Origin of the sequence: Vibrio sp. 10N.286.48.C11, assembly GCF_041469805.1 — a bacterium.
GTDB classification, from domain to species: Bacteria; Pseudomonadota; Gammaproteobacteria; order Enterobacterales; family Vibrionaceae; genus Vibrio; species Vibrio crassostreae_C.
The window spans coordinates 90,833-98,461 of the sequence record NZ_JBFRLK010000038.1 but is presented as its reverse complement, the minus strand read 5'-3'; the positions used below and the strand labels follow the sequence as shown (position 1 = coordinate 98,461).

Sequence of the window (7,629 nt, the reverse complement as noted above, 5' to 3'; positions counted from 1 at the left end):
TTTACTTTAATTGGTATAATTCACTAGCTACCACCAAAAACTTAAGTACGATATGCACCTAATCCTAAATGGCGACTAATATAATGAGTAAGCGTCAGTAATTTGGGATTATTATGAGGTTCTTTTTTGCACTGGTTGTATTCTTTTGTTCATTTTCTCTATCAGCAACTTCGTGGGAAAAAGAGAGTCACCCTACTAAAAATTCACCCTCATCAATTGGAAGCTATGCCAATGGCTGTCTAGACGGCGCGCAGGCTTTGCCTATTAATGGTTTGGGGTATCAGATCATTCGCCCTCAAAGAGAGCGCTACTATGGCCATACAGAAGCTATAAAGTTTATTGAGAGGTTAGGAGTCACGACCAGCGAGAAGCTCAATACTAATTTATTGATCGGTGATATTTCTCTTCCCAGAGGAGGGCGCTTTTCTTCAGGTCATTCAAGTCATCAAACAGGGTTAGATATTGATATATGGCTAAGGTTAACCAGTAAGAGGTTGTCAGAGAACGAATTAGCTGTGCCTAAACCTGTGAGCGTTGTGGATCTTACCAACTACAAATTGCGTGAATCGAATTGGACCGATGATCATTTTCAAGTTATTCGTTATGCGGCGAAAGATGAAAAAGTGGTGCGTATTTTTGTTCATCCAGTGATCAAGCAAACCCTTTGTGAACAAGAAAACTCTGACGCTAATGATAGAGCTTGGTTAGGCAAAATAAGACCTTGGTGGGGACACCACTCCCACTTCCACGTTCGTTTAAAGTGTCCTGAAGGCAGTTCAAACTGCATAGCTCAAGCGAGCCCTCCTAAAGGTGATGGTTGCGGATATGAACTTGCAAGTTGGGCTCCACAGACTGTTCCAGTTCCACCTCCTAAAAAAGTAGCGAAAACTAAGAAAAAGAAAAAAGTTAAAGTGATGCCAAGTCAATGTTTGGCCTTGATATCTAAGAAGTAATCCTGTTTATCGAGGCTTTTTACAGTGGTACTGCCACTGGTTTTTTCGACTCTAAAACTGGAGAAATATCACACTTTTGTCTAGAGTTTATAAACACGAGATTAAGAACATCGTTTGATATTAATAAAAGCAATAACGGTATCAGCAAGGGCGATGGCGAATTTGACAAGGTTTGGTCAGGGATTGAGTGTTTTGGGGTGAAAGATGCGGCTTATATGCAGTATGCGAAATCAGAGTCTGATACCCGTCGATAGATAATTCAAGGATAAGACTATGACTATGATTTGTGCGAAGGAATTTTCAGAATGGTTAAGACATAGGTTCAACGCTGAAAGCTCGGGTATTTCAATTTCAAGAGATGACATCAATCAGCTAACAGGCAGACAACGTTTAGACCCTAGTTTCGTAAATGATGTTCACTATGAATTGATGCAGTATGGAATGGCATTTGTGACCGATACCAGCAGGGAAAACTTTTATCTTGTTCCTATAGCTCAATCAATAAACTGGCGAGAACGACTCGAATATCAATTTGAAAAAGAGCTCTTCTGCAATATTTATCCAATCGGAAAATCAGGATGAAAAAAAAGGTTCAACTTATGGTTAAGTTGAACCTTTCTTCTTTTAGGTCAAGCCTTGAATGATAACAAACTTCTCAAGTAGCTCATCATCAGTTTCAATATGGTTTGGGTCAGTGATGATGCATTTTGTAATCGGACACACTGACTGGCATGTTGGCTTTTCATAGTGACCTTTACACTCTGTACATAAATCAGGATCGATCTCGAAGATGCTGTCGCCCATAGTGATTGCACCATTTGGGCATTCAGGATCACACATATCGCAGTTTATGCACTTGTCAGTAATTAACAGAGCCATTATTTTCTTCTCAAGTAAGTCGCTTAAGTAAAAATTATTTGCCTGATGCGTTACGTGTATCTTGGCCTTCGCTCAAGTTACGCATCAGCAAGCCGTACTCTAGATCTAGATCTGCTGGTACAGGAATAAATACAAAGTGACCGTTACCTTTCGCATCGTCGACCGCTTCAGATTTACGGTTTTCCATAACTTCCAGTTTGAAAACAACGTTACCTTTCGGTGTCATCATTTCTAAGCTGTCGCCTACTAGAAACTTGTTCTTCACTTCTACTTCCGCTAGGTCGCCACGTCGCTTACCTGTGAACTCACCAACAAACTGTTGAGTGTCAGAGATAGAGTAACCGTACTCGTAGTTTTGGTAAGTATCGTGAGTATGACGACGTAAGAAGCCTTCAGTGTAACCGCGGTGAGCTAGGCTCTCTAGCGTACCCATTAGGCTTTCATCGAATGGTTTGCCTGCCACTGCATCGTCAATAGCTTTACGGTAAACTTGAGCAGTACGTGCACAGTAGTAGAAAGACTTAGTACGACCTTCAATCTTCAGAGAGTGAACACCCATCTTCGTTAGGCGCTCAACGTGTTGGATTGCACGAAGGTCTTTTGAGTTCATGATGTAAGTACCATGCTCATCTTCAAACGCTGCCATTTTCTCTTCTGGCTTGTGTGATTCAGAAAGCAGAACCACTTCGTCTGTTGGTTTACCAAGACCTAGTGTGTTGTCTGGACGTTCATCTTGAACTTCAACTTCTTGAATAGCGACACCAGTTGGATTAGCTTCAACGATCTGACCGTTTTCGTCTTCTTTCGCTGCTTCAGTTTTGTATTCCCAGCGGCACGCGTTGGTGCAAGTACCTTGGTTTGGATCGCGCTTGTTCATGTAACCAGAAAGCAGACAACGGCCTGAGTAAGCCATGCAAAGTGCACCGTGAACAAAGATCTCTAGCTCTGTTTCTGGGCAGTGTTCGCGAATCTCTTCGATCTCTTCAAGCGATAGCTCACGAGATAGGATTACACGCTCAACGCCTTGGGTTGACCAGAACTTAACGGTCGCCCAGTTTACTGCGTTTGCTTGAACCGAAAGGTGGATTGGCATTTCAGGGAATGCTTCACGAACCATCATGATAAGACCAGGATCTGACATGATAAGCGCGTCAGGGCCCATGTCTACAACTGGTTTAAGGTCGCGAATGAATGTTTTTAATTTAGAGTTGTGAGGCTGAATGTTACATACAACATATAACTTTTTGCCTTGAGCATGAGCTTCATCGATACCAATTTGTAGGTTTTCGTGATTGAACTCGTTGTTACGAACGCGAAGGCTGTAACGTGGCTGGCCTGCGTAAACTGCATCTGCGCCGTAGGCGAATGCGTAACGCATGTTTTTGAGGCTTCCTGCCGGTGATAATAGTTCAGGTACAAATGGTTTTTGTGTAGTCATTGCTTCGTTCTCTAATCTGATCTCAAGTCAGGTTGATACCACCAAGTGATATCAAAGGGGCGCAAATTTTACGCTAAAATGAGTTTGGTTGATAGCCCTAAAGATAGCAATGACATTAACAAGAGGGCAGAGAGGCAAATATAAGTGGGAACTTAGCGAGAAATAAGCTCAGATACCGTTAGCACCTGAGCCTATAGTTTGACTGATTAAGCGTTAGGTTGAGTTAACCCGCCTAATGATTCAAATAGGTTTGGAAGGAAAACACTGAACTCACCACAAAGTAGAGAGAAGTCCGCATCAAAACGCGCAGCTTGATCTTCACGAGGAATATCGTCGTTTTCGTCTTTGAGCTCATCACTGAATTTTAGGCGTTTGATGCTGCCATCTTCTGCAAGAATGAATTCAATACGGTCTTGCCAGTTGATAAGAAGTTTCGTCACCATCTTATTGGCTTCTATGTGGTTTTTAATCTCATCAGCTTCTAGTTCTTGTTTCTTAACTCGAACAATACCGCCGTCTTCTTGAATAGATTTTAGTTCTGCTTCATCAAGCATAGTGATGCCTTGTGGCGTATCACCTGATTTCACCCATTCTGTAAGAGTCGTTTCGATCGCTTGCTCTGGGATAGCTGGCACTACTGGCAGGCTACCCATTGTCTTACGTAGCAATGCTAATACATCTTCTGCTTTTTTGTAGCTGCTCGCATCAACCACAATGAAACCTTCTTTTGGCATGATCAGCGCGTAAGTGAAGTTGCTGCGGCTGAATGCTCGAGGAAGTAGATCAATGATGATGTCTTCTTTTAGGCTGTCTTTCTCTTTCTTTTTCAGAGGGGTACCAGACTCTGCCTCAAGCGTTTCTACTTTTGCGTTCAATGATTCTTTGATCACAGAAGCGGGTAGCATTTTCTCTTCTTTCTTTGCACAGATAAGAATGCGGTTTTCTGATACGTGCGTCATCATATCGCCATGTCTACCCATTGCGTGTACCCAACCAAACTTCTGTTTGTCTTGGCTACCACAAGGAGTAAAGCGGAATTCTTCAAGTTGTTTCTCTAGCTGATCTGCGTTGAAATCAATATCACGGTTGAAGCGATAGACTAGGCAATTTTTAAACCACATATATTTTTCTCATACCTTTTTAGAAGTGCCTCATGATATGAGATCTAATTCGATTTGTCCTTAGCTCTGTATCAAAAATTATAAAGTGAAATGTTTGAGACAGTTATATGAAAATTTGTTTTCAAAGGTCACAAAAGTGTCATAATTAACTCAGATAATGCAATGCGTTGATTAAATACAAAGGCTATTCAATTATGTCGAGAAGGATTCTGGTCGTTGAAGATGAAGCACCTATTCGTGAGATGCTGTGTTTTGTACTTGAACAAAAAGGCTACCAAGCAGTAGAGGCTGAAGATTACGATACAGCGGTAAACAAGCTATGTGAACCTTTCCCAGATCTAGTATTACTAGATTGGATGCTACCTGGTGGTAGCGGGATAAACTTTATCAAGCACATGAAGCGTGAAGAGTTAACTCGCAACATCCCAGTGGTGATGCTAACAGCTCGTGGTGAAGAAGAAGATAAGGTTCGCGGTTTAGAAGTTGGCGCTGACGACTACATTACCAAACCGTTTTCGCCAAAAGAGCTTGTTGCTCGCCTTAAAGCGGTGATTCGTCGTGTAACACCAACGGCATTGGAAGATGTGATTGATGTACAGGGCCTTAAATTAGACCCAGTATCACACCGCGTGACCGCAAGTGAAGGTCCAGTTGATATGGGACCAACAGAATTCAAAATGCTGCACTTCTTTATGACGCACCAAGAGCGTGTATACAGCCGAGAGCAGCTGCTTAACAACGTTTGGGGTACCAATGTTTACGTTGAAGACCGAACGGTTGATGTACATATTCGACGCCTGCGTAAAGCGCTTGAGTCTGCAGGTCACGATAAGCTAATCCAAACGGTTCGTGGCGCTGGCTACCGTTTTTCTACAAAGGCTTAATGTGGCTTCGCTGCCCAGTTTACGGAGTCCTGAATGGTTGAAAAGTTAACCTGGAAAAAGCTGGCTTGGGAGCTGGCTTTTTTTTACGCACCATGGGTTTTAGTCGGATGGATATTCGGTTACCTACCTTGGTTGCTGCTGGCTGCTACGGTATTGCAGCTCGGCTGGCATCTACACAACCAAATGCGTTTGTCCGCATGGCTGTGGGATGAGAAGCGTCTAACTCCACCTTCAGGCTCTGGGAACTGGGAATCTCTGTTTAACGGTATTTATCGTATGCAGCAGAGACAGCGTCGCAAACGCAAAGAACTGACTAACCTTATCCGCCGTTTCCGTAACGGTGCAGAATCGCTTCCCGATGCCGTTGTGGTATTTCGCGGTGAAGGCAATATCGTTTGGTGTAACAAGCTAGCTCAGTATTTGCTGGGCTTTCGTTGGCCAGATGATTCAGGTCAACCGATCTCGAATTTGATTCGTACTCCAGATTTTATTAAGTACCTTAATAAGCAAGATTTCTCTGAGCCATTAGAGATGCCTTCTCCATTGAATGTGGAGCGTATGCTCGAGCTGCGTATTGTGCCGTATACCGAGGGTGAACACCTGATGGTGGTACGTGATGTGACCCAGCTTAAGCAGTTAGAAGGCATGCGCCGTAACTTCTTCGCTAACGTTTCTCATGAATTGCGTACGCCGATGACCGTCCTTCAAGGTTACCTTGAAATGACCGAAGATCCAGACATGATCGTTGGCCCAATGTGGACCAAGGCGCATGGCGTAATGACTGAGCAGCTCAATCGAATGAACAGTTTGGTTAATCAACTACTCACGCTTTCGAAAATTGAAGCGGCGCCAATGCATGAGTTGGATGAAGTGGTCAACGTTCCGGCGATGCTTGAGGTTCTTGAGAAAGAAGCGGCGAGCCTTAGCGGTGAGCGCGAACATAAGCTTGAGTTTGATATCGATAAGAGCCTACGAGTTCTTGCCGATGAAGACCAATTGAGAAGTGCGATATCGAATTTGGTTTATAACGCGGTTAAATACACACCCGCAGGTGCAACGGTCAAAGTGCGTTGGTATCAAACCAGCCAAGGCGCGTGCTTAGATGTGTCAGATACTGGTGATGGTATTGAGCCTCAACACTTACATCGACTCACAGAGCGCTTCTATCGTGTAGATAAAGCCCGCTCTCGTGATACCGGTGGTAGTGGTCTTGGATTAGCGATTGTGAAACATGCGCTTAGTCACCATGACTCACATTTAGAAATTCAAAGTGAGGTGGGTGTCGGTAGTCGATTCCATTTCACATTGCCAAATCGACTGACAGTGTCATGAGTTGTTTGACACGCAGGATGCGTTTGCCAGTCAGTTCATTATTAGCGTTTGCTTTGGTTAACTCTGTTCATGCCGAACAGAGTGTCGATTCTCTTCCTGATTATTCTAAGGTTCCGGGGATTTCTGGGAGCTTATTATCGGTAGGTTCGGATACCTTAGCGGGTATGACGACGTTATGGGTGGAAGAATTTAAATCTTACTACCCAAATGTTAACGCTCAGGTTCAAGCATCTGGTTCTTCTACTGCGCCTCCAGCCTTAACAGAAGGTACTGCTCATCTGGGACCAATGAGTCGCCCGATGCGCTTGCGAGAAATTGAAGCGTTTGAAAGAGAACATGGTTATAAACCGACAGCACTGCGAGTGGCGATCGATGCGATTGGGCTTTTTGTGCACCGCGATAACCCTATTGAGGGGCTCAACTTTCGTCAGATTGATGGCATCTTTTCAGAGACATTACGCTGTGGTGCGACAAAACCGCTGAACGATTGGCAAGATCTAGGCGTCGACCAACCTTGGGCGAAGCATCGATTCCAGTTGTTTGGGCGCAATTCCGTTTCGGGAACCTATGGCTATTTCAAACAAAACGCACTATGTGGTGGTGACTTTAAGAACCGAGTCAATGAGCAGCCAGGTTCTGCATCGGTTGTACAGTCGGTCGCATCATCAATCAGCGGCATAGGTTACTCAGGTATTGGCTATCGTGTCGCTGGCGTTAAGTTAATTCCTATTGCTGAGCATGGTTCTGATTATGTAGAGCCGACTCGAGCGAATATCTTGAGCGGTGATTACCCTCTATCACGCTTTCTTTACGTATACGTGAACAAACACCCAGATAAACCGCTTTCTCCCGTTGAAAGAGAGTTCCTCACTTTTGTGTTCTCAAAGCAAGGACAAGAACTTGTAGAGAAAGATGGCTATTTAGCGATACCGTCTGAGTTCGCAGAGCAAGAATTGGCAAAAGTCGGGCTCTAATTCAGGCTACGACAAACTTAGAAAAAAACGTATGAACAGCTTGCGCGT

At 43.9% G+C, this 7,629-nt stretch carries 8 protein-coding genes; 5 read left to right on the top strand and 3 right to left on the bottom strand.

The features are described 5' to 3' along the window. Nucleotides 1-113 precede the first annotated feature (113 nt). Nucleotides 114-953 (top strand): penicillin-insensitive murein endopeptidase, encoded by an 840-nt coding sequence (gene mepA / locus AB4209_RS11055; protein WP_102394397.1) that lies wholly within the window; start codon nucleotides 114-116, stop codon nucleotides 951-953. Nucleotides 954-1,226: 273 nt separating this feature from the next. Then, nucleotides 1,227-1,535, top strand: a complete 309-nt coding sequence (locus tag AB4209_RS11050; protein WP_017062536.1) for a hypothetical protein — start codon at nucleotides 1,227-1,229, stop codon at nucleotides 1,533-1,535. Between the two features lie 42 nt (nucleotides 1,536-1,577). Here AB4209_RS11050 and AB4209_RS11045 read toward each other — a convergent pair whose 3' ends face one another. The 3 genes from AB4209_RS11045 to rdgC all read right to left on the bottom strand — a co-directional run bounded on the left by AB4209_RS11045 (nucleotide 1,578) and on the right by rdgC (nucleotide 4,391). Continuing rightward, the gene (locus tag AB4209_RS11045) at nucleotides 1,578-1,832 is read right to left on the bottom strand and encodes a YfhL family 4Fe-4S dicluster ferredoxin (protein ID WP_004735061.1); all 255 of its coding nucleotides are present in this window, start codon (nucleotides 1,830-1,832) and stop codon (nucleotides 1,578-1,580) included. Nucleotides 1,833-1,866: 34 nt separating this feature from the next. Further along, complete coding sequence (yegQ, locus tag AB4209_RS11040; protein WP_019823039.1) at nucleotides 1,867-3,270, bottom strand: tRNA 5-hydroxyuridine modification protein YegQ; 1,404 nt, start codon at nucleotides 3,268-3,270, stop codon at nucleotides 1,867-1,869. Nucleotides 3,271-3,476: 206 nt separating this feature from the next. Next, nucleotides 3,477-4,391, bottom strand: a complete 915-nt coding sequence (gene rdgC, locus AB4209_RS11035) for a recombination-associated protein RdgC (RefSeq protein ID WP_017062534.1) — start codon at nucleotides 4,389-4,391, stop codon at nucleotides 3,477-3,479. 194 nt (nucleotides 4,392-4,585) lie between these two features. On the opposite strand from rdgC, the gene phoB reads away from it, so the two are divergent. From phoB to AB4209_RS11020, 3 genes are read left to right on the top strand one after another with little or no spacing between them, the layout of a single operon-like run. After that, entirely contained in the window at nucleotides 4,586-5,275 is a 690-nt protein-coding gene (phoB, locus tag AB4209_RS11030; protein ID WP_004735064.1) for a phosphate regulon transcriptional regulator PhoB, read from the top strand. 33 nt (nucleotides 5,276-5,308) lie between these two features. Next, the gene (gene phoR, locus AB4209_RS11025) at nucleotides 5,309-6,607 is read left to right on the top strand and encodes a phosphate regulon sensor histidine kinase PhoR (protein ID WP_004740365.1); all 1,299 of its coding nucleotides are present in this window, start codon (nucleotides 5,309-5,311) and stop codon (nucleotides 6,605-6,607) included. Next, nucleotides 6,604-7,581, top strand: a complete 978-nt coding sequence (locus tag AB4209_RS11020) for a PstS family phosphate ABC transporter substrate-binding protein (protein WP_136974063.1) — start codon at nucleotides 6,604-6,606, stop codon at nucleotides 7,579-7,581. The genes phoR and AB4209_RS11020 overlap by 4 nt, the downstream gene beginning before the upstream one ends. Nucleotides 7,582-7,629 lie beyond the last annotated feature (48 nt).

Bases quoted from the DNA above. Each gene is read 5' to 3' on its own strand.
- mepA (WP_102394397.1), top strand. From the start codon at position 114: ATGAGGTTCTTTTTTGCACTGGTTGTATTCTTTTGTTCATTTTCTCTA.
- AB4209_RS11050 (WP_017062536.1), top strand. From the start codon at position 1,227: ATGACTATGATTTGTGCGAAGGAATTTTCAGAATGGTTAAGACATAGG.
- AB4209_RS11045 (WP_004735061.1), bottom strand. From the start codon at position 1,832: ATGGCTCTGTTAATTACTGACAAGTGCATAAACTGCGATATGTGTGAT.
- yegQ (WP_019823039.1), bottom strand. From the start codon at position 3,270: ATGACTACACAAAAACCATTTGTACCTGAACTATTATCACCGGCAGGA.
- rdgC (WP_017062534.1), bottom strand. From the start codon at position 4,391: ATGTGGTTTAAAAATTGCCTAGTCTATCGCTTCAACCGTGATATTGAT.
- phoB (WP_004735064.1), top strand. From the start codon at position 4,586: ATGTCGAGAAGGATTCTGGTCGTTGAAGATGAAGCACCTATTCGTGAG.
- phoR (WP_004740365.1), top strand. From the start codon at position 5,309: ATGGTTGAAAAGTTAACCTGGAAAAAGCTGGCTTGGGAGCTGGCTTTT.
- AB4209_RS11020 (WP_136974063.1), top strand. From the start codon at position 6,604: ATGAGTTGTTTGACACGCAGGATGCGTTTGCCAGTCAGTTCATTATTA.